This is a genomic window from Thalassotalea agariperforans, assembly GCF_053470345.1.
Window position 1 is genome coordinate 275,943 of record NZ_JBQMWH010000004.1, and the last position, 22,484, is coordinate 298,426.

Genomic DNA, 22,484 nt, shown 5'->3' on the forward strand with positions numbered 1-22,484 from the left:
CTTAGCTCATGGTTTGTTTATTGATCTGCCAAGCTAATACGATAACCTGACGCTGTGCTGTCATCATCTTGTAGAATTAAATACTGCGCATTGGATGCTTCATCCAGTATCAATTCAAACGAATGTAAAATAATTTCACTGCTGTTATCTTCAGCTACCACATACACTTTATAGGTATTATTTAACAAAGTAACTGTGCTAGGTTGCGCATACGAAACTAAATGTTTGTAAGGCGTTGTTGAGATCATTTCATTGCTTCTGACAAAATAGAAACGAACAAAGTCGAAATCATCGGTGTTAATTAAGTTGATCAGCGTAACTTTATGATCATAAATACTCGCATCATTACTGTTTTCAATGACTAAGGAATTAACTGACACTTCTACTTCATCAATAATACCGTCATTGTTTTCATCAAAATCACCATCGCCATCATCATCAACATTGGTTTCTGTTAAATAAAAGAAAACGGTTTTATCTGAATTGTCAGGCAGGGTTAATAAGTGATTCGTGATCAATGCTTGCTCACTTTCTGGCATCACAATGTTAATACTGTAATCACCATTTTCTTGCACTAAAGTTTCACTAAACTCACCAAATGCAAAGCTGTTAGTGGTAACTGAACTATCTACTGAATTTAACGTTAGCTCGATATTTCCTTGGTATTCAGGAATAAGATCATGGCTTTCAATAGCGTTGTAAGCACGAATTTTACTGGCCGAATCAACATCAATATATTCAACAATCGCAGAGTTTGAAATTTTATCTAAGGTATAAGGCGAATCACCCGTTGCCGTATTTTCTCTGATCACCATAATATATTGAGAGGCATACAAAAAACTGATTTCATCTGACTGATAAACAACTTCTTGTGTAACCGGATCAGCTAAATAAAAAATATAGCTGTCTTGTTCAAATTTTTGATTGTCGGAAAGCTCTTGGTTAGTAAACTCCCCTATTAATTGAGCTTCATTAAAGGTTTCATCGTCTTTCGACAAATAAATACTGGCAACATCTGTACTTGGGTGCATATTCAACACACGTAAATTAAACAAATCGTCTTCATCATCGTTGTCGTCATCAATCACAGGAATACTGTAAGTAACTATGGCTGGGGCATTAATGTCACCGGTTAAAACCATTAATTTTGTTGCTTCTTTTTCAATACTGACATCACCTTCAAGAATAATATTTAAATCTTCACGGTATTTACTGTCTTCATCTTGAAAAGCAATTTCATAAAAATAATTACCTGTATTGATACTGGTGCTTGCACTCAGTTGGGTGAAATTAACACCGCTATAAGTATTTTCAAAAGTATCATCATCATCTTCAGATAAGTCTTCATCAATGGTTAAAAAAATTGCTGGTGAATTAGACGATAAATTATAAAATCGCAATGCCCCGGTAGTATCATCTTCATCGCTTGAAGAATCGCAGCTTGCCAAAAACACCACCGACAGCAACGCCATTGCGGTAGGCTTTCGCCAAAACTTGCTAAACACACTTAAATGATTTGTTAAATACATGGATAAAACCTTATAAAAATAATGCGGATTTTCGAAAAAATTAAAGTAACTTAGTTATGGGCCCTAACATTAATCACAGCAGGTAGACGGCAGAACATAAGATTAAGTTCGCCAAATAGTGAAAAGTTTACACTTCTTTACTTTTCTTAAACCGCGTTAAAATGAAATATTCGGCATAATCATAAACTTAACTTTTGTTATTTATTGTTGTCTGTTGTTAACAAATGTTATCGCATTGCCTAAGCCATTAAGTTGTTCGGATAACAAACAGAAGCTTAAGTTTTGTTATAAGGAATGGTTTGCAGTAAATAGAAGATAAGTAATGACATTTGTTAGCAGGTTAATGTAAATACTCACATTAGCCTGCTGACAGTATGCAGTTAGCGCTATTATTGATGAAGAGTTTTTGGGGTCGGTTTTTTATGCTTTAAATTCAGGCATTTTTTACACACCACGGCACAACTAAATAGTGACATTTCAAATAACGCCAGCAACAGTACAGCAACTAAAATACCAATAACAATTGATGTGCCATTTAAAACCACTGTGTAGCTATAGTTTTGCCAAACTTCGGCTCTGATCTCTTGAATAGGTTGTAAAAACACTTGCTGATAAGGACTATAAATAGACTGATTAAATGCCTGTAACGCCTGTGTTAACTGGATATTTCGTTCAACTAAGCTGCCAATACTTGCGCCACCAGCAATAATTACTGGATCAACCTGCTGCTGATAATGTTTAAGTAGCCGATTGAGATCACCGGCAAAGTATTTATCGGCATCGGCTTGAAAAACCGCAATACTGTGTTGAGATTCAGAAACACGCGCCGCTAAATTTTTACCATATTGATCAACAAAACCTGGCACCTGAATACCCACTAAAATAGCGCCGACAAAAATCACTAATTTGATATATTCAAAAAGCTTATGAAAAAAAATCATTCTTTTAACAGTATCCTCGGTTAACTCACCCTAAGTAAAATCTACGCTTAGCAACCTTATAAATAAAGTAAAACTTTACTCACTTCAAATAATCATCATGTAATATCCATTAAATCATGCAAGTTTTACACAGCACTCAAGTGTTAAGAGTATAGTGATAAAAAATTTGCTAATATTGGCGAAATTTTTGGTTAGGCAAATACTTCAAGCATGACAACGAAGATAATAAGTACCGATGTAATTGTGATTGGCGCAGGCGCTGCCGGTTTAATGTGTGCCGCTCAAGCCGGCTATCGTGGCAAACAAGTGATCCTTGTTGATATGGGAAAAAAGCCCGGCCGTAAAATTCTTATTAGTGGTGGTGGCCGCTGTAACTTTACTAATCAAAATGCCAGCCCTGAAAACTACCTGTGTCAAAACCCACACTTTGTAAAATCAGCACTGAGTCGTTACAGCGCACAAGATTTTATCGATCTAGTAGATCGCCATGGCTTAGCTTATCACCATAAAACCTTAGGACAGTTATTTTGCGATAACAGCGCACAAGACATTGTTGATATATTATTAACCGAATGCGACTGGGCTGGTGTTGATATACATTTACGCAGTGAAGTTATCAATGTTGAAAAAACGCCAGTAGGCTTTAAAGTAACAACAACTTCAGAAACCTACGAATGCGAAGCTTTAGTAGTAGCTGCTGGCGGCTTAACAATGCCAAAACTTGGTGCCAGCCCAATAGGTTATAAAATTGCTGAACAGTTCGGTTTAAACGTATTACCCACCTGTGCCGCACTGGTACCTTTTACTTTACACGAACACGATAAACAACGTTTTGATGGCCTTTCCGGTATTAGTGTTGATTGTTTAGTATCATCAGAAAACGGTATTAGTTTTCGTGAAAATATTTTATTTACTCACCGTGGTTTATCTGGCCCTGCCATTTTGCAAATATCATCATACTGGCAAGCTGGCCAGTATGTAAGTATTAACCTACTACCAGAAAACCCAATACCTGAACAAATAACAACTTGGCGAGCAGAAAGCCCTCAAAAAGCGCTAAAAAATTGTTTAAGTAGTCTCTTGCCAAAACGCTTAGTTGACGTAATGGTGACTGAACAAGTACTTCCAGAAAAAGCCATTAACCAGCTAACCCATGCGGAAATCGACAACCTCGCCCAATATCTTCACCATTGGCAAATAAAACCAAACGGTACTGAGGGCTATCGAACAGCTGAGGTTACTTTAGGGGGCGTAGATACTGATGAACTAAGTTCAAAAACCTTTGAAGCTAAAAAAGTTCCGGGGTTATATTTTATTGGCGAAACCATCGACGTAACCGGTTGGCTCGGCGGCTTTAATTTTCAGTTCGCGTGGAGCTCAGGCATGGCGTGTGGCTTGGCGGTTTAATCGGCATTCAAAAAAGATTTACGCCTAATACTTTATCATATAAACATAGTTACTGTTCAGCTTCTATCTTAAAACCTGAACAGTAATTACCTTATCAAGCAACACACTAAAAAGTGCAATGAGCCCTTCATTTTTGGTCAGTCATTTTAACACGATTAAAACCCACCAATTAGTTACCCAAATCACATTACCAATATTTAATTTTTATCTTAAAAAATTTTTATAATTTTAAGCAGGTTTTCAAATTCATTGCTATACATAAAGAGCAAATGAAAATAATTGTTGTACTTTTCATTAAATTAACAGCTTTATTAAGAAATATTCATAAGTTAAATGAAAGATACTAACACGCTGATATTAAAATAAAAATTATGTTTTTGTAGATTTTAACATCAACGTCATATTGGTAAGAGCAGTAATGTGTTATCACGATATTCTCAACATAATATTTAATAACCAATATTTATTTAAATGAATGTTTTTTCATGAGTAAGCTGTCGAGTTTTGTCAAACCATAATAAGTAAACTAGGGGAAAATCATGAGTCTTAAATTATCTAAAATATCCTTAGCAGTGCTTTCAGCAACTGCTTTGAATATGACAGCCTCTGTTCAGGCACAAGAAGCCAAAGCAGCCAAACAAGCGATTGAAGTTATTGAAGTAACCGGTATTCGCAGCTCTCTTACCAGTGCATTAGCCGAAAAACGTAACACAACCAATTTAGTTGAAGTGATTCAAGCGCACGATATTGGTAAATTACCTGACCAAAATTTAGCAGAAGTACTAGAAAATATTACAGGGGTACAAATTACTCGTACTGCTGGTATAGGTACTGGTGTACAAATTCGTGGTACCAATGCTAACCGTGTTGAAATTAATGGTGTTTCTACTGTTGGCGCAGGAGATGGTCGTAATGGCATCAGTTTTGAAGATGTTAACGCGTCGATAATATCTGCTGTTGAAGTCACTAAATCACCAGAAGCTAAAACAACTGAAGGCTCTGTTGGTGGTACAGTAAATTTACGCACTATTCGCCCGCTACAATTATCAGAAACCTTAGCTGCTGTACGTGTTCAAGGTGAAGAAAGTAACCTAAGTACAGAAGGTATGAGCCCGAGAATTTCTGGTTCTTATGGCGATAATTGGGAACTAGACTCAGGCGGTAAAATTGGTTTTGTTATTAGTGGTAGTTACACTGAACAAGAAGCGGTTTCATTCAGACCACGTGTTGATCGCGATAATTTAGTTAGCGTGGGTGGACAAGAATTTCAGGGGATTCAGTTTTTTGTACAAGAACAAGAAAATGATGATTATGAAACTACTAACCTTGCAACAACATTAGAGTGGGCACCAAACGATGATATGAAGTTTCATTTCGATGCGATCATTAACGAACAAGAACGCAGCCGAGATTCATATAGATTGCAAGCATCTGGTGTCTCTAACCTGAGAAACCTATCTATCCCTTCAGCATTCGAAACAATCGATTATGGTTCTGTAGGTGGCACTAATATAGGAACTCGACAAGCGGCACTTGTTGGTAATCTTGATCCTGTTTTTGACGGCAGCACAGATCCAAGTGATGGTAACTTCCGAACTTCTAGCGATACTGGTGCTCGCGTAACAGATACCAATGTCTTTGTATTTGGTGGCGAGTGGCAGGGAGAAAACTTATTTGTTAGTGCAGAAGTGTCATCGTCAAGCGCTAAAACCTCTAACCCTAACTTAAGCACAACATTAAACTTTATCAATCCGAACGCACCATTGGTTGTAGAAGTTAGAGGATTAAATGATGAGGGTGATGGCTATGAGCGATACGATCGAGTTCCACTAATGGGAGGAATTACTACAATTCAAGAAGCTGCCGATAGTGTAACTGGTGGTGTCGCTGCACAAAGCTATATCTACAATGATAATGCAACACCATTTATGTATGACTTAAGAGGTGGTTCATTAGCTTTCGGTATTGACCCTAATTCAGCCGTAGCACCATCTTCAGCAGATTTAACTAATCCAGCTAATTATGTATTAGACCAAGTAACTGTTGGTAGAAATACCACCGAGAATAAAGAAGATGGTTTCCGTGTTGATACAACTTACTTTTTAGATGATGGTATCGTTACATCTGTTGATGCTGGTTACCGCTTTAATAAGTCTTCAAGTGAATTCAATGATATTGAAGATAATATTGGCGGATTTGGCTTTATGAAAGATAGTCCGAATGCAACACTTTTTGAAGACTTACTTACTAAAGGCCCTAATAACTACGGTGATGCTGATGGCAGAGATTTATTCATTGCTGATTTTCTTTTATTAGATCCAGATAAGTCTTTTGCAGACCGTGATGCAACAATCAAAGCATTACAAGACGCTGTTATTGCACATGACCCTTCTAGTCCTGATATTTTAAACCTTAAAGCTGACGAAAATGCTTACTACAATGTAGAAGAACAAACTCATGCCTTATATGTGCAAGCGAACTTTGAATGGGAAATGATACGCGGTAATTTCGGTGTTCGTTACATAGAAACAGATATTGATTCAACAGGATATGCTCCTTCCGTTGGCGGTGCAGAGAGAAAATTAGAAACAACAAGTGGTAGTTATGACTTTTTATTACCGCGTTTAAATGTAGTAGCCGATGTGGCTGATGATATGATCCTTCGCCTAGGTTACGGTTCAGATATTCGCCGTCCTGACTTCAATGATCTAAGTACAGGCTTTTCATTTGGTACTAGTGAAAATGATGCTATTCAGCTGGGTAATCCAGGTTTAGAGCCTGAAGAAGTAACATCATTTGATATTTCATTAGAATGGTATTTTGCTGAAGCAGCCATTGCGAGTATTGGTTACTTCAACAAAGAACGTACTAATATTTTTGGGGTTGATTTTGAAGGCGCTTTATTAGTGAGTTCTAGTAGTACTGCTGGTGGCTTAGCACGTGAAACAGATCCTACATGTCCAGGCGGCGGTTTATGGAACCCAGAAGTTATACCAAATGTTTTTGGAGACTCCTCAACAAAAGGCCTTTGTGTTGATTTTTCTACACCAGGTAATGATCCAGAAAAAACCACACAATCGGGTTTTGAATTTGCTTTTCAATATGACCTTTCAAGTTTCGAAGATGACTTAGGCTGGGCATCAGGGTTTGGTCTTATTGCTAACTATACCATCCAAGATTACTCTGGTGGCTCTGTTGAAGACTGTACTTCAGGGCGTGGTGAGCAAGTACTAGGCGCAAATATCTGTGCCGAGCGTGGTTTACTTGATTTGTCTGAAAATGCCTATAACGCAACGGTTTACTACGAAAAATATGGTTTATCTGCTCGCTTACGTTACACATGGCGTGAAGCGTTCAAAACTCAAGACTTTGCTGGCGGCGCTAACACCAGTGGTAGTAGTACGTTAAGTTTCCCTGTTTATACCGCAGATAGAGGCCAACTTAATGCCAGCGTTAGCTATGATGTTAACGAACATTTAAATGTCGGTATTGAAGCCGTTAACTTAACCGAAGAACGCATTAACCAATATTGTGTAAATGATAATGCACTTTTATGTTTTGTTGGGCTTCCAGACAGAAGAATGAGTATTGGCGCTACTTATAAATTTTAATGGGTGAAAAGAATGCATTAATTGCATAAAAACACTAAATCGTACTCATAATAACCCCAGCATCTACTGGGGTTATTTATATACAATTTGTACCGTTATTTTATTAAATGTCGTGCTAGCACATCACTTTTTTCTTCGTAATTGCCACCAACAACTTTAAATAAAGCAACCTGACTCTGTAAATAAGCAGCTTGTAAATCCGCTAATACTTGCTGAGCGCTCAGCAACGCTTGCTGATTCTCTTCAAATACCGTTGGTTCCTCTAAACCTTGCTGCTGACGTAATTGGCTTAATGCTAACTGACGGGCTTTATTCTCAACCACATGCTCTTGTAACTGGCGTTGCTGTAACAACATTTGCTGGTTATTTAACTGGCGATTGAATTCAGTAAATGCGTTTTCAACAGCAGCTTGATACTGCTTCACTGCAACGGTTTGTTGTAGCTCTGCAATTTGCTCTTGTGCATTTAAACGACCAAAATTAAAAACAGGTAAATTTAATTGCGGTGAAAACGCCCATGTTTGTGAGTTTGATTTAAATAAATCAGATAACGACTGACTCGCAAAACCCAAATTAGAGGTTAAGCTAATACTTGGATAAAACGCAGCTCGTGCCACACCTAAGTTAGCATTCGCGGCAACAATATTTTGCTCAGCTTGTGCTAAATCAGGACGATTTAATAAAATTGACGCCGGTAGCTGCGCAGGTAAAGCATTTAATTGCTTAGGGTTAAAATTTGCCGTTAATTTATCCAGTACAATATTTTCATCATAGCCAATAAGTTGTTGTAACTCAGTTAAATAATTGCGGTGAATATTATTTAATTGGCTCAACTGAATATTAATACTTTGCTCAGCATTAACTGCTTGGCGATATTCACTTTCATCAAGTAAACCTTGCTGAAATTGCAATTTAGCAACACGTGTTTTGTTTTTAGCGCTAGTCAATAAGTCATGCTGTAAACCTAACTTATAAAGATTAGCTTGATAGCTAAAATACACACTTGCAACCTGTGCGGCTAATGTTTGCGCTAATGTTTGCTGGGCAAATTCACTCGCTTTATATTCCGCTAAAGCACTCGCTTGTAAATTGCCTACACGATCAAAAAAGTCTAACTCGTAAGCAGTAAAGCCAATGTTAACATTATGACTAGTACTATATTCAGGCATTAAAGCGCTACTTTGGTTAAGCGAATTTTTTTGTCTTTGCACACCAGCGTTAACACTGATATCAGGCCAACTTTCACTACGAGTGATTTGATATTTCGCTTGTAGTTGCTGCAGCTGCAAGTCACCAATTGCTAATGACTTATTATTGTCTAGTGCAATGCTGATCAACAATTTAAGTTGCTCATCTTGATAGAAGCTTTGCCAATCAAGCGCAGCTATATGCTCTTGGCTGGCAGCTACACTTTGCTCGAACACATTTAACTCAGGTTGTTGGTAATCAGGCGCCAGCGAACAAGCCGATAACATCACCGCGCTAGCTGCTGTTGTTAAATACTTACATAACATCATAAACTTTCACCTGACTTGTTGTTTAACCTTTGGGCTAATCTCATCACCACCACAAAAAATACTGGTACAAAGAAAATAGCTAAAACTGTTGCCGATAACATACCGCCAAATACACCCGTACCAATAGCATTTTGACTGCCTGAACCCGCACCTGAACTTAATACCAATGGTGTTACCCCTAGCATAAAGGCTAACGAGGTCATAATAATTGGACGTAAACGTAAACGCGCAGCTTCTATTGTGGCAGCAACTAAGGTCAATTTACCTTTGCTTTCTTCATATAATGAACGGGCAAATTCAACAATCAATATGGCATTTTTAGCGGCTAACCCTATTGTCGTTAATAAGCCAACTTGGAAATAAACATCGTTTGATAAACCTCGTGCTAAAGCAAATGACAATGCACCTAGCACACCTAACGGTACAACCATCATGACAGAAAAAGGTACACTCCAACTTTCATACAAAGCCGCTAAACATAAAAACACAATCAAAATAGACAAAGCATAAAGCATTGGCGCTTGTGCACCTGATTGTTTTTCTTGTAATGACATACCTGACCATTCAAAACCTATACCTTTAGGTAATTGAGACGCTATTTCGGTCATCGCTTGCATAGCATCACCAGTACTATAGCCTGGAGCTGCTTGTCCTAATATTTGCATTGATGATGCGCCGTTGTATCGCTCTAATTTCGCAGGGCCGTAGATCCAACGGGCGCTACTAAAGGCGGTAAATGGGATCATTTCCCCTTTATTATTGCGTACTCGCCAATACTTTAAGTCTTCAGGCATCATGCGATATGGTGCATCAGCTTGTACGTAAACACGTTTAACTCGGCCGTTATCGACAAAATCATTAACGTATTTAGAAGCCCAAGCGGTAGTAAACGTTTGGTTAATATCTGTTAAGGCAACACCTAACGCCATCGCTTTTTGTTGGTCAATATCAATTTTAAATTGTGCCGTATCTTCTTGGCCATTTGGACGCACGCCCATTAAACGTGGATCTTGTGCTGCCATACCAAGCACTTGATTACGAGCTGCTAATAACGCCTCGTGTCCTAAACCTGATAAGTCCTGCAATTGAAAATCAAAGCCCGAAGCATTCCCTAATTCACGAATAGCTGGTGGCACAAATGCAAACACAAATGCTTCTTTTAATTGAGAGAAATGCGCCATGGCACGGCCAGCAACCGCTTGTACATGTTGATCCGGGCGAGTTCTTTCATCCCAATCTTTTAATTTCACAAACATTAAGCCAGCATTTTGCCCGCTACCACTAAAGCTAAAACCGATCACAGAAAATACAGATTCCACATTTTCCGCTTCATCTTCTAAGTAAAACTTTTCCACCGAGTTCATAATTTCAGCTGAGCGTTCTTGGCTCGCACCTTGTGGCAATACCATTTGCGTGAACATAATACCGGTATCTTCATCAGGTAAAAATGAGGTTGGCAAGCGACTAAAAAGGAAAATTAATCCGCCTATCAACAAACCATAAATGATCATATAACGACCCGTTTTCGCTAAAATTTTAGCTAAACTTGATTGGTAACGCTGAGTTGAATTATCGATACGGCGATTAAACCAAGCAAAAAATCCTCGTTGTGGTTTTTTCGTATGCTCAACCGGTTTTAACATAGTGGCACATAGCGCCGGTGTTAAAATTAACGCGACCACAACAGATAAGGCCATTGACGAAACAATAGTGATGGAAAACTGACGATAAATAACCCCAGTAGAACCTCCAAAAAAGGCCATAGGAACAAATACAGCTGATAATACCAAGGCAATACCAATCAAGGCGCTAGTAATTTGTTTCATTGATTTACGGGTAGCTTCTTTAGGTGATAAGCCTTCTTCATGCATGACCCGCTCAACGTTTTCAACCACAACAATAGCATCATCCACCAGCAACCCGATCGCCAGTACCATACCAAACATAGTTAAGGTATTTATTGAGTAACCGAACATCCATAAAATGGCAAAAGTACCACATAGCACCACAGGTACTGCAATGGTAGGGATCAAGGTTGCGCGGAAATTTTGTAAAAATAGGTACATCACCAAGAAAACAAGAATGATGGCTTCTATCAGCGTTTGTACCACTCCAGTGATCGACAAACGAACAAATGGCGTAGTATCGTAAGGATAAACGACACTAATACCATCAGGCACAAGTTCCGACAACTCATCCATACGCGCTCGAATTGCTTCAGCCGTATCTAAGGCATTAGAACCTGATGCTAAACTAATCCCTAATCCAGCGGCTTTTTGGTTTTTATATTCGGTTAATAGCTGATAACTTTCACCACCTAATTCAACACGGGCGATATCTTTTAGTAAAATCGTTGAGCCATCTTCAGCCACTTTAACCAAAATATTGCCAAACTCTTCTGGTGTTTTTAAACCCGTTTCAACAATAATACTGGCATTTATTTGCTGCCCTTTCACTGCCGGTGCACCACCTAACTCACCCGCCGCAATTTGTGCATTTTGACTGGTGATAGCGCTAGTAATATCTTGTGCCGTTAAAGCATATTGGGTTAATTTTTCAGGATTTAGCCAAATACGCATCGCATATTGAGAACCAAAAAAGCGTACTTGGCCAACACCGTTAACTCGGCTAATCTGATCTTGAATATTCGCCGCAATAAAATCAGAAATATCATTACGGTTCATTTTACCGTCATTAGAATAAAACCCGATCACCATTAAAAAGCCAGAGGTTGACTTAGTAACCTTAATACCATTTTGCTGTACTGTTTGCGGTAACAATGGCATTGCCGTTTGCAGTTTATTTTGCACTTGTACTTGTGCTGTATCAGGATTTGTACCAGCAGTGAAGGTTAAGGTAATACTCGCATTACCGGTAGAATCAGAACTGGCGCTAATATACTGAACATTATCAATACCGGTTAGGCTTTGTTCAATAACTTGCACAACCGTATCTTGCACTACTTCACTTGATGCTCCAGGATAACTAGCAGAGATCGTTACCGCTGGTGGTGCTACATCTGGATATTGGGCGATAGGTAATTGAAATAACGACAGCAAACCGGCAAGCATTATCATAATTGCAATTACCCAAGCTAAAATTGGGCGATCAATAAATGTTTTTGCCATGATTTACTCCGCCGACAAATTAGCTTGAATTGGTGAAACAACCACGCCAGGCGCTATTTTTTGCAGCCCTGTTGTGATCACTTGCATGCCAGCTTGTAAACCTGACAACACCAACCAATCGCTACCAATTGAGCGTCCAATGGTAATAATTCGTTCTTCAACTTTATTATCTGCGCCTAAAACAAAAACTTTCGCTTCACCCTGACGGTTAAACTGAACCGTTTTTTGTGGTACTAAAATAGAATTTTCACGTTTCACTTGAGTTAATTTAATGCGAGCAAACATGCCTGGCATTAGTTGCTTTGAAGCGTTATTAAACTGAGCTCTTAACGTTACCGTATCTGTTGCTGGATTAACTTGTACTTCATGAAATAATAATTCTCCCGATAGTGTCTGATGAGCTAATTCAAGTTCAGCCTTAGGGGGTAATGGCGATAATTCACCAGCAGCAATGCGTTGTTCAAGCGTGTTAATTTCAACACTCGCTTGCTTCATGTCAAAATAAATCGGATCAAGTTGAGTGATTGTTGCTAAGCTATTTGCTTGACCTGCTGATACGTATGCCCCTTCAGTAATGTTTGATTTACTAATTTGCCCAGAAATCGGTGCTAATACTTTGGTATAAGATAAATCAACTTCTGCTTTATGAACGGCAGCTTTTCCCATCGCTTCCGCTGCTTTATAAGCATCAAATTGCGCTTGGGCTTGATCTAAAACTTGTTGGCTAACCGCCTTATCTTTAATTAACGCTTGATAGCGTTTTAATTCTGCTGCTGCCGTAGTTAAATTTGCTTGTGTTTGTGCAAGTTGAGCTTTACTTGATGCTAAATTCGCTTGATAAATGGCATCATCAATTTGGTATAAGGTTTGCCCTGCAACTACTTGACCACCTTCCACAAAATTTCGCTTTAAAATAATACCCGTTACTTGTGGACGTACTTCCGCAACTTTTGAGGCAACCGCTCGAGCTGGCAAAATTTCAGTCAAAGCCACGTCTTGTTCGGTTAATGTAACTACATCAACCTGTTGCGCAGGTCTAGCCATAGGCGCTTGCTTTTCAGCATTACTTGGTTGACATGCCGATATCGAAATAGCGAGCCCTGTCGTCAGCAATATCGAGCTGATATTTAGTTTCATATAAACCTCTAATAAATTAGTACTTGTCTTTAAAATGGCAAAATATTAATCAAGCCGACGCTCAATTAATTGAATTTTTGATGTCTGAATTATGAACAACGATTAAACATACATTCATGAATGTTTTGTATTTTAGAATGTATTTGAGTACAATTTCAACTGATTAATTCATTTGATTTAATTTATTAGTATTTTGTTACAATTAACCGCTACAATCGCCACCTCACTCTCGAAATTGCTCGAAGCGATCAATGCGAATCAATTCATAACGAAATATTGAAAATATGAAAAGCCCGTAATTTTTGGGGAAAAACATGGTTAGAAAGACAAAAGAAGAAACAATAGCAACACGTAACCAATTATTAGAAGCCGCTGAAGTCGTTTTTTATAATAAAGGTTATTCACAAACAACATTGATGGATGTTGCTAAACATGTTGGTATGACGCGTGGTGCTATCTACTGGCACTTTAAAAATAAAGTCGATTTATTTGAAGCTATGGTTAAACGTGTGCGCTTACCCTTAGAAACATTAGCAGAACAATGCGCTGATATTAATGAACCAGACCCTTTAGGTAAACTGCGTGACTTTTCTATTTTATTCCTTCGAGACCTTACTCAAAATGAAAGTAAAAGACGGGTATTTTCTATTTTATTTCATAAATTTGAACAAAATGGTCAAGCGGAAGAATTAGAACAAAAACAAATTACATCTTTTATCGAATGCACCAACCGCATTCAACGCAGCTTACAAAATGCCATTAATAAAGGACAATTACCAAAAGACCTAGATGTTCATCAAGCTGCAGTGGTAAAACACGCTTATTTTGCAGGTTTGATCAACAACTGGTTATTTTTGCCTGAAAGTTTTGACTTAGATAACATGGTTGAACCTTTAGTAGATAATTATATGCACCTGTTACAACACAGCCCAAGTTTACGACTGAAGTAAGTTAAGAAGCTAAAGTAAACTCAGCCCTAACGCTGCTTTGGCTTTCATAAACTGACAAATTTTCCAGCTTTGAGGATTCCAGCCAAGTAAAAACCGATAAAAATCGGCCCAAGCGATCGGGTAAAGTTGATAGCTTTCGGCTTTAAGAGCGTTAAAATCAACCGCCACTTGGTAATGTGCTAATGCTTGTTGTAAATGATTTAAATATTCCGGCAAAATTAACGGATCAAACTCAATAAGTTGCTCTTGCGATAAACAACTACCAACAAGATACGCTAAGTCTTTAACACCACTTCCCGCCCCCACATACTGAAAATCTACCGCAGCAACTGTTTTGCCATTGTGATGAAAACATAAGTTCTCAAATTTAGCATCACCATGCACTAGCGTTTTAAAGGTGGCATTATTTAATTTATCATCAAGTTGTTGGGCATAACGCTTATACTCACTTGCTGGCATGGCTGATAATTCATCTTGTCGTGTTGCCAAATGCCAATAACAGCCTATCGGCCAAAGCTCTGTTGCCTCGCATCCCATAAATCGTGCATGAAAATAGGCTAACCAACGTATAGCAATAGTTAAGTCATGCCACGAAGCTGCATCTTTACGGATGTAGTAGCCGGCAGCATCAAGATCTTCCAACACCAGCACATTAACATCGTTAGTTTGACAACACGCGATTAGCTTAGGAATTTTGTTATGCTGATCCACTAAACCCGCATAACCCTGATAAAAATTCGCCTCAACTTGATATGACTGCAATTTTCGCTGATGACTGGTTGCCGTATTCCAACCTCTAGGGTGAGTACCTGCAGCTTTCGGAATTATCTCTTTAACAATATAACTTTGCTGTTTTGCCATACTTTGACAGCGGACAATCTGACCATAACCACTCCACAACGACTGAAGCTGTTCTTGGCAAACAATGGAAGGGTCGTTGAGTAAGGATTTTAATTGAGTTTCTAACGTCATAGCCAACCTGATTAATTAGGGTCTGTTTATCTTTGTTTAATAATTCAGCTGAGAGATAAAATCGTTTTAATTAAGGCTGAAATTATGTCGTTTAGTCATCTAAACCAATAATTTTTAACGCCCAGTAAAACGATTTTAGCCTCAGCCCACAGGGCAATGGCTATTTTTTGCGCTAGCTGCATTAGAATTTCACTCATTTGGAATTCACGCATTTGGAATAAGCAAACAACGTTCATTCTGCTTTGCTATCACTTAAAATAGCCTATTGCTGAAAATATCAACAAAGATCAACAGACCCTAACAAATAACACATAATAACGCAGAACAGCTTAGTTATTTACGGCTTTTTATCATAGGCTTGGCAAGGCACAGCAAAATCAACATGATAATGTTCATCATGACGCACCCAAGACGGCTTTGTTGAAAACTTGAGGTGTTTTGTTAAATAATCAGCATAATGTGTTTTATATAATTCCGGTTGTAATTTTGGATCAAAAGTAATAATACCTAAATCAACACCGTGGCTTATTGCCGCTTGGTGGAGCGCCACTAAGTGTGCAGCAATTGCCTCAAAATCAATATGATAACCGTCAAATTGATGAGTATTGTCAAATTCAATATCGTAACCAAAACGATTAAAAGGATGGGTCGGCAAATGCACTGAAGCACCAGTTTCATCAATGACTGGTGTCATAAAGTCAACCGACAAGCCATTACGATGCGATTTGTGAGGTTTAAATTGCCCGCCCTCTTCCAAGCCGGTTTCAGCATATTTATATATTTTACTTGGCTGTTCAATCGCCAGCTTTTGGTAGGCGTCAACAATAATATTATTTACTGTTGAATGAACATAAGTACGCCCCGCCAATCGAGCAATAAAACTATAACTAACAAAGTTTTCGCCTGAACTTGGCAGCTCAACACCGTTAACTAAATAGCCTTTTAAAGTAGTACCGTAACAAACACTTTCCTGTGCAATCACCTTAGGCACGTTCACCAGTAAACAAACAAAAATTAGTATTAATAATTTCATTCCGTTTTACTCACTAATTTTTGATACCAAAATGAGGCCGCTAAAATAAAAACACCGATCCCCATAAATAAAATCACTTTTTGCCAAAGTAACGCATTGGCTGCATCAAAAAAGGCTAATTTAACAATACCTAACAACATTAAGAAAAAACTATACTTTACAGTGGTTAAGCGGCGATCTTTAACAAATAAAATAGTCGCACCATGTACCGCAAGCAAGGGGGCAATTAATAAGTCACAAGGGTATTGTTTAACCGCTAAACAGAATAAAACATAAGTTATCGCGGCAATAGAATGTAAAAACAAATCACTATTTAAACCTAAACGTTTGCCTAACATTCGGTCTTTAAACGTGGTCTGTTTTTGATATAAACATGCCACAATAAATAATCCAGGTAACAAGGCAAAATAAACATCCTGCTGAATTAAAAACCAAGCACTAAGAATCAGTAAAAAGTTACTCAGCGTTACCGTCCTTTCATTGCGTCTCACATGAGCAGAAACCGGTAATAATTTAAACAGTATTACCCAATATACGGCGGCAAACATAAGGCCTACAAAAAAGCTGCTGGTATAGACACCCATAGTAACAGGTAATGCAATGCCTAAAGTGATTAACCCCCAGCTACAAATAAATTGATACAAGCTATTTTTTAAAGTCGTAAATACCTCAGGCGAATGTTCCTCATTACTATCAGGCGGCTCAGCTAAAGCTTGGCTTAATAGTTTATGCTGATAAAAAGCCACACCATAGAAGAGGATAAAGCCACATAATGCAATCACACTGTTTAACGGGGTTAAAAAGGCAATCAAGCTGATCAAGCTTAAACTAGCTAGGCCGGTTAAAATTTTTGTTTCAAGTAACAAATAACGGTGTTTGATCACTAACGATAAAATTAAGGCGACTAACGGCGACAGCCATAACAGCAATACAGCATCTTCTTCCAATCGACGTATTACCGAGCCTAGCCAGCAAACCGGTAGCAATAAATAAAACAGTATACGTGCCACTTCAGCCACTTTTTTACTGAACTGTTGGGATAATATTGACGATAAAAAGCTGACCACAGCCATAATTGGACAAAAGCTGACAGCAGTGATAATTGAGCAAATAACGGTAACTCAGTGAAACGAAAACTACCAACGAGCATGGCACCATTATAAACGTAAAACAAAGGTACTAAGATCAAACTAGCAGCCAATATTTCGATGCTTATTTGTTGGTAATAACGCGCTCGAAATAATACCGCTAGTTGTACCAAAATGAACACAGCCCCGGTCCATTCCCCTAACCAGAGCTGAGCACTAGCCAAGCACAAAATGGTTAACCAAGTAACTTCCAGCAATTGTAAAACAGGCTTTATTCGGGTTAAAGTCAACTGATTAAATACAGCAGAGCTATTAATCATTCGTTGCCAAACCGCAATAACTCCAACAATTACTAACGATAACAGCCAGCCATCAAGCGACTTTAACGCAGGCAAAGGGAAGTATAACGATAAGGCTGACCATGAATATAATAACGCAATGGCAACTAACACTTGCCCTTGATTTACCACTGGCGGTAACAAGTATTGGCGGCCAATAAATAACAACAGCAAACCTTCAATTGCCCAAGCAATGCCCCAATAAGCATCACTGATGGCACTGATCACAGCTAACACCGACCATATTGCCGCCAGTAGAATGAGAAAATGGCTTTGTTGGTGACGCACTTTATAAAATACATAACTCACTGCTATGGCTAGCAAGGCATTCAATGAAAACCAAATACTTACGCTAGACGAGAGCACATCACTGGCTTGAAAAAATAATAAAATAGTCGCGCCAACTAAAGCCGATAAAAATATTAATAAACTTTTGCTTGAGTCTTTATTTTGAAATAACGCCACCACAACATAAGCAAAAAATAACAAATAGAAAACATCTACCAGCCAAGCAGAAATTTGGACATGTTCAACGCTTAGGATCCATTCAAGGGCAACAAAAGTAAACGCCAAACTCAACTGTGCTAGCCAACGACCAGTATGTCGATAAGCCAAGATTAAGCTACTGGCAGTAATAAACGCTAACGATAATAAATAATAAAAAGGCGCTAATTGTAAGGTGTTTGATAAAATCGGCATAGTAGCAATACCTATAACACCCAAACCCGCTACTATTTTGGTGTCTAACCACAACGCTAAGCCATGACAAGTTAGCGCAACAACTAAATATAACAACAGCATGGCCATATTCGGTAAAAGACCATAAACACTACCGGAAAAATACACAGTGCTGTATGACAACAAAACACCTAGAGTAACAATAGCCGTTGAAAATTCACTAAAGCGCGTTTTTAATTTTATTATAATTCCCAAACCGATAACCGACACAGCGGCAATGCACATCAATAAAACTTTAAGGCCTACCCCAAGTTGATCAATTAACAGCTGCATTAAATAGCCAAAGCCAGCAAGAGTTAAAGCAATACCAACCAGTGTTAAGCTAAAAATACCTAACATGCCACGCTCTTTATATGAGTGATAAACGGTTATTAATGGCGATAACCAATCAAATAATGCGCTTAATAAGGTCTTAAAAAACAGATAAATAAAGGTTGGACTAGGATCTTTGTGCGGAACTTCGTCCTGTTCAGCTAATTGCCATTGAACACTAGACCGCTCAGCTGAAAAATTTACTTGCTTATCTTCTAGCTTAGATTGTTCAGGAGTTTTTACTTGTCGGCTAGCCGTTTTCGATTCAGTCGGTTCTGACTCTGAGGAAGTGTTTTCTACTTGTTGCTGGGCTAATTCTTTTGCTAATAAGATATTTAAACGCTGCTCAACCGCCTCAACTCGTTCACTGAATTGTGACTTGAGTAAAATCAATTCTGCTTTTAGCGCTTGAACTTCGTTGTTCATCATTACATCCTGTAAATCACCGACATAAAATCCGGCTGATATATTTCATTTTTGTTCGATTAACTATTTAACCTAAACACGGGATAATAAATTAGCTAACAATATAAAATACATATATTTTTGATATTTCCCCTATTCTAGTCAGATGGTTTTTCTTAGTACAAGGAAAATTTGAGCATCAACAAGCTTAATTTATTGATATAGCACGCCTAAGTCATCATTGTTATATAAACCACAAACCCCAACCAACTCATTATTAAGAGCCCCCACGGCAAATATCTGATTTTAGGTTCTGTAGTTATTGGTGTTTCTACTTTAGGCTTAATTTCCTGCTCTTGAACTTTTTGTGCTTGCTTCTTGGCTTTATCCCGTTCACGGTTTTTTCTACTTTGTTGTTTTTTATATTCCGCAATACCCTTTTCAATACCTTGAGCAATTAATTTAGTTTGCTCTTTTGTTTGACCAGGTTTTTGTGTTGCTTTAGCTACTTTCATTGCTTGTTCTTGTACTTCTTTCGAGACTTTAGTCTGTATCATATTTGGCCTATTTACCTTTATTCAACATAGCGCGTAAACTTGCAACGCCCATTTTACCTTTTTCTTGAATCTGCTCTTTTGAAGCTGCGCTTGGCGCTTTTTCCCAAATCAGATCTTGTTGCGGCAATTCATGTAAAAATCGACTTGGCTCTGTCCGCGCTACTTCACCAAATTGACGGCGTTCTTTAGCATAAGTGAAAATAAGCTCTCTTTGCGCACGGGTGATCCCCACATAAGCAAGCCGGCGTTCTTCTTCAACATTGCCTTCATCAATACTCGTTTGATGCGGTAATAACCCTTCTTCCATGCCAATAAGAAAAACAAACGGAAACTCCAAACCTTTTGAAGCATGTAAAGTCATCAATTGAACTTGATCGGTATTTTCTTCTTCTTCGTTACGCTCCATCATGTCACGTAAAGTTAAGCGCGTAACTACTTCGGGTAACGTCATTGGCTCGTCGGTTTCACTGCCTTCTAACATTTGGGTTACCCAACTAAACAGTTCCGTGACATTTTTCATCCGCATTTCCGCCGCTTTTGCGCTCGGTGATGAATCATATAACCAATCTTCATAGTTCATCGCGCGGATCATGCCACGTAATACCGCAGGAGTATCACCTCTTGCCGCACTATCACCAGTTTCAACTAACCAACGGGTAAATTTTTGTACGTGGGTTAAACCACGCCCTGTTAAATGTTGCTCAAGTCCTAATTCAAAACTGGCAGCAAACATACTGATCTGTCGCATATTGGCATAACTACCAAGTTTCTCTAACGTAGCAGGCCCTATTTCGCGTCGTGGCACGTTAACAACACGAATGAAGGCATTATCATCATCTGGGTTAACTAACAGCCTTAAATACGCCATAACGTCTTTAATTTCTGATCTTGAGAAAAATGAGGTACCGCCACTTATTTTGTATGGAATACGGTTAGTCATTAAGGCTTTTTCAAGCAAACGTGATTGATGATTACCACGATACAATACCGCATAATCACGGTACTGAGTGCGATTCATAAAACGATGACCAATAAGTTCACCAATTAAACGCTCAACCTCGTTTTCTTCGTTTTTGGTCGCGATAACTTTCAGTTCAGGACCATAGGCTAACTCACTAAATAAGGCTTTTTCATAATCATGTGGATTATTAGCAATAAGAATATTAGCGCATTGGAGAATTCGGCCACTAGAGCGATAATTTTGCTCTAACTTAATCAACTTAAGATTAGGGTAGTCTTTACCTAATAACACAAGATTTTGAGGCTTAGCGCCACGCCATGAATAGATTGATTGATCGTCATCACCAACCACAGTTAATAAGCCTTCTTTACCCGTGATCTGTTTTACTAATTCATACTGGCTAGCATTGGTATCTTGATATTCATCAACCAGCATATATTGAATTTTGGTCTGCCAACGCTCTCTCACTTCCGGATAGTTTTTCATCATCAACGTTGGGATTAAAATTAAATCATCAAAATCTAGGGCGTTATAAGCTTTCATGTGTTGCTGATAGCGAGCATAAAACTCTGCATATTGTGCCGTATCAGAATCTGTCGACGTTTTAACAGCGACATCAGGTAACATTAATTCATTTTTCCAATGCGAAATCATATTCTGACATTTAGATAATAAATCTTTATCACCATCTAACTCTTCAATGGTCAGCTCTTTTAATAGCGATAAGGTATCTTGATCATCAAATAAGGTAAAACCTGGTTTATAGCCTAAGGTTTTAATTTCTTTTCGGATAATTTCTAAGCCAAGAGAATGGAAAGTAGAAACGGTTAAGCCACGGGTTAAATCTCGACCTAGCATCTTGCTGACCCGCTCTTTCATTTCACGAGCAGCTTTATTCGTAAAGGTAACGGCTGCAATATTACGCGCCTTATAACCGCACTTTTGGATCAGGTAAGCTATTTTCTGACATATAACACCGGTTTTACCACTACCCGCACCAGCAAGTACTAAACAAGGACCGGTAACATATTTTTTAGCTTCATCTTGGCGAGGGTTTAACTTCATGGAAATAACTAGGTATTAATCAAAAGAACAATTTTACCTGTTTTTATGCCATGGCAATACTGTTAGCTTAAAATAATCACTTATATAATCAGTAAATGTGTTTACAATAGTCATAATGAACTACGAATGAGAACCGTCATGATAAATGCAAAAAAAATTGAAGACATCGCAAAACAAGTAACTGAGGCTATTCCACCTGGTTTAAAAAACTTAGCGAATGACTTTGAAGAAAAAACAAAAACAGTACTACAAAATAAATTATCACAACTTGATGTTGTTACCCGTGAAGAGTTTGATGTGCAAACTCAAGTATTGTTAAAAACCCGAGCTCAATTAACGCAATTAGAAACAAAACTCTCGGAACTAGAAAGTAAATTAGCGCAAAGCAGCGAATAGCTTGTTATAAATTTATTTTCGAAAGAGTATCTAAGCCGGTAGTTAACATTACCGGCTTTTTTATTTTTAATAAATTATTATACCATTACGTATAAACTTGAATTCTGGATTACAGAAACAAAAAAGCCTGCTAAACAGCAGGCTTTTTAATGATGGTGGAGGGAGGTGGATTCGAACCACCGAAGGCGGAGCCGTCAGATTTACAGTCTGATCCCTTTGGCCACTCGGGAACCCCTCCAAACAGGGTAAAGCCCAGCTACTTGAGCTGGGCTTTTTAATAGAAGTCTAGCGATGTCCTACTCTCACATGGGAACTCCCACACTACCATCGGCGCAATTGCGTTTCACTTCTGAGTTCGGCATGGGATCAGGTGGTACCACAATGCTATTGTCGCTAGAC

Annotated in this window: 16 protein-coding genes, 1 tRNA gene and 1 rRNA gene; 4 read left to right on the forward strand and 14 right to left on the reverse strand. The window is 38.3% G+C overall.

The features are described 5' to 3' along the window. Positions 1-17: 17 nt before the first annotated feature. Both ACSLUO_RS08485 and ACSLUO_RS08490 read right to left on the reverse strand, forming a co-directional pair. The gene (locus ACSLUO_RS08485) at positions 18-1,529 is read right to left on the reverse strand and encodes a hypothetical protein (RefSeq protein WP_448247910.1); all 1,512 of its coding nucleotides are present in this window, start codon (positions 1,527-1,529) and stop codon (positions 18-20) included. Between the two features lie 389 nt (positions 1,530-1,918). Next, positions 1,919-2,470 (reverse strand): DUF2937 family protein, encoded by a 552-nt coding sequence (locus ACSLUO_RS08490; protein ID WP_448247912.1) that lies wholly within the window; start codon positions 2,468-2,470, stop codon positions 1,919-1,921. A gap of 210 nt (positions 2,471-2,680) precedes the next feature. Here ACSLUO_RS08490 and ACSLUO_RS08495 point away from each other — a divergent pair, with 210 nt between their 5' ends. Both ACSLUO_RS08495 and ACSLUO_RS08500 read left to right on the forward strand, forming a co-directional pair. Then, positions 2,681-3,877: a BaiN/RdsA family NAD(P)/FAD-dependent oxidoreductase gene (locus tag ACSLUO_RS08495; RefSeq protein ID WP_448247914.1), complete on the forward strand. Its 1,197-nt coding sequence runs from the start codon at positions 2,681-2,683 to the stop codon at positions 3,875-3,877. 539 nt (positions 3,878-4,416) lie between these two features. Then, positions 4,417-7,488 (forward strand): TonB-dependent receptor, encoded by a 3,072-nt coding sequence (locus ACSLUO_RS08500; protein ID WP_448247916.1) that lies wholly within the window; start codon positions 4,417-4,419, stop codon positions 7,486-7,488. Between the two features lie 95 nt (positions 7,489-7,583). On the opposite strand, the gene ACSLUO_RS08505 is transcribed toward ACSLUO_RS08500, so the two are convergent. Genes ACSLUO_RS08505 through ACSLUO_RS08515 form a run of 3 tightly spaced genes read right to left on the reverse strand, consistent with a single transcriptional unit; the run spans position 7,584 to position 13,270 of the window. Continuing rightward, complete coding sequence (locus ACSLUO_RS08505; protein ID WP_448247918.1) at positions 7,584-9,005, reverse strand: efflux transporter outer membrane subunit; 1,422 nt, start codon at positions 9,003-9,005, stop codon at positions 7,584-7,586. Beyond that, positions 9,002-12,133: an efflux RND transporter permease subunit gene (locus ACSLUO_RS08510; RefSeq protein ID WP_448247920.1), complete on the reverse strand. Its 3,132-nt coding sequence runs from the start codon at positions 12,131-12,133 to the stop codon at positions 9,002-9,004. Before ACSLUO_RS08510 ends, ACSLUO_RS08505 begins: the two co-directional genes overlap by 4 nt. 3 nt (positions 12,134-12,136) lie before the next feature. After that, positions 12,137-13,270: an efflux RND transporter periplasmic adaptor subunit gene (locus ACSLUO_RS08515; protein WP_448247922.1), complete on the reverse strand. Its 1,134-nt coding sequence runs from the start codon at positions 13,268-13,270 to the stop codon at positions 12,137-12,139. Positions 13,271-13,584: 314 nt separating this feature from the next. Here ACSLUO_RS08515 and ACSLUO_RS08520 point away from each other — a divergent pair, with 314 nt between their 5' ends. Continuing rightward, the gene (locus tag ACSLUO_RS08520) at positions 13,585-14,220 is read left to right on the forward strand and encodes a TetR family transcriptional regulator (protein ID WP_448247924.1); all 636 of its coding nucleotides are present in this window, start codon (positions 13,585-13,587) and stop codon (positions 14,218-14,220) included. 9 nt (positions 14,221-14,229) lie between these two features. Here the strand turns inward: ACSLUO_RS08520 and ACSLUO_RS08525 are convergent, their stop codons facing one another. The 7 genes from ACSLUO_RS08525 to rep all read right to left on the reverse strand — a co-directional run bounded on the left by ACSLUO_RS08525 (position 14,230) and on the right by rep (position 21,689). Then, on the reverse strand, positions 14,230-15,192 hold the full coding sequence (locus ACSLUO_RS08525; RefSeq protein ID WP_448247926.1) for a phosphotransferase: 963 nt from the start codon (positions 15,190-15,192) through the stop codon (positions 14,230-14,232). 95 nt (positions 15,193-15,287) lie between these two features. Beyond that, complete coding sequence (locus tag ACSLUO_RS08530; RefSeq protein ID WP_448247928.1) at positions 15,288-15,428, reverse strand: hypothetical protein; 141 nt, start codon at positions 15,426-15,428, stop codon at positions 15,288-15,290. A 101-nt stretch (positions 15,429-15,529) separates the two neighbouring features. Continuing rightward, positions 15,530-16,225 carry a penicillin-insensitive murein endopeptidase gene (locus ACSLUO_RS08535; RefSeq protein WP_448247930.1) on the reverse strand — a complete coding sequence of 232 codons (696 nt, stop codon included), beginning with the start codon at positions 16,223-16,225 and terminating at the stop codon, positions 15,530-15,532. Continuing rightward, positions 16,222-17,235 (reverse strand): hypothetical protein, encoded by a 1,014-nt coding sequence (locus ACSLUO_RS08540; protein WP_448247932.1) that lies wholly within the window; start codon positions 17,233-17,235, stop codon positions 16,222-16,224. The genes ACSLUO_RS08535 and ACSLUO_RS08540 overlap by 4 nt, the downstream gene beginning before the upstream one ends. Continuing rightward, positions 17,190-19,130 (reverse strand): DUF2339 domain-containing protein, encoded by a 1,941-nt coding sequence (locus ACSLUO_RS08545; protein ID WP_448247934.1) that lies wholly within the window; start codon positions 19,128-19,130, stop codon positions 17,190-17,192. The genes ACSLUO_RS08540 and ACSLUO_RS08545 overlap by 46 nt, the downstream gene beginning before the upstream one ends. 206 nt (positions 19,131-19,336) lie before the next feature. Then, positions 19,337-19,621 carry a DUF2956 domain-containing protein gene (locus ACSLUO_RS08550; protein ID WP_448247936.1) on the reverse strand — a complete coding sequence of 95 codons (285 nt, stop codon included), beginning with the start codon at positions 19,619-19,621 and terminating at the stop codon, positions 19,337-19,339. Between the two features lie 49 nt (positions 19,622-19,670). Further along, positions 19,671-21,689: a DNA helicase Rep gene (gene rep / locus ACSLUO_RS08555; protein WP_448247938.1), complete on the reverse strand. Its 2,019-nt coding sequence runs from the start codon at positions 21,687-21,689 to the stop codon at positions 19,671-19,673. A 138-nt stretch (positions 21,690-21,827) separates the two neighbouring features. Between rep and ubiK the strand changes: the two genes are divergently transcribed. Further along, positions 21,828-22,085, forward strand: coding sequence for a ubiquinone biosynthesis accessory factor UbiK (ubiK, locus tag ACSLUO_RS08560; protein WP_448247940.1), 258 nt, complete (start codon positions 21,828-21,830; stop codon positions 22,083-22,085). A gap of 153 nt (positions 22,086-22,238) precedes the next feature. On the opposite strand, the gene ACSLUO_RS08565 is transcribed toward ubiK, so the two are convergent. Together ACSLUO_RS08565 and rrf are read right to left on the reverse strand one after the other, a co-directional pair. After that, positions 22,239-22,323, reverse strand: a tRNA-Tyr gene (locus ACSLUO_RS08565). 45 nt (positions 22,324-22,368) lie between these two features. After that, positions 22,369-22,483 (reverse strand): 5S ribosomal RNA (gene rrf / locus ACSLUO_RS08570). Position 22,484 lies beyond the last annotated feature (1 nt).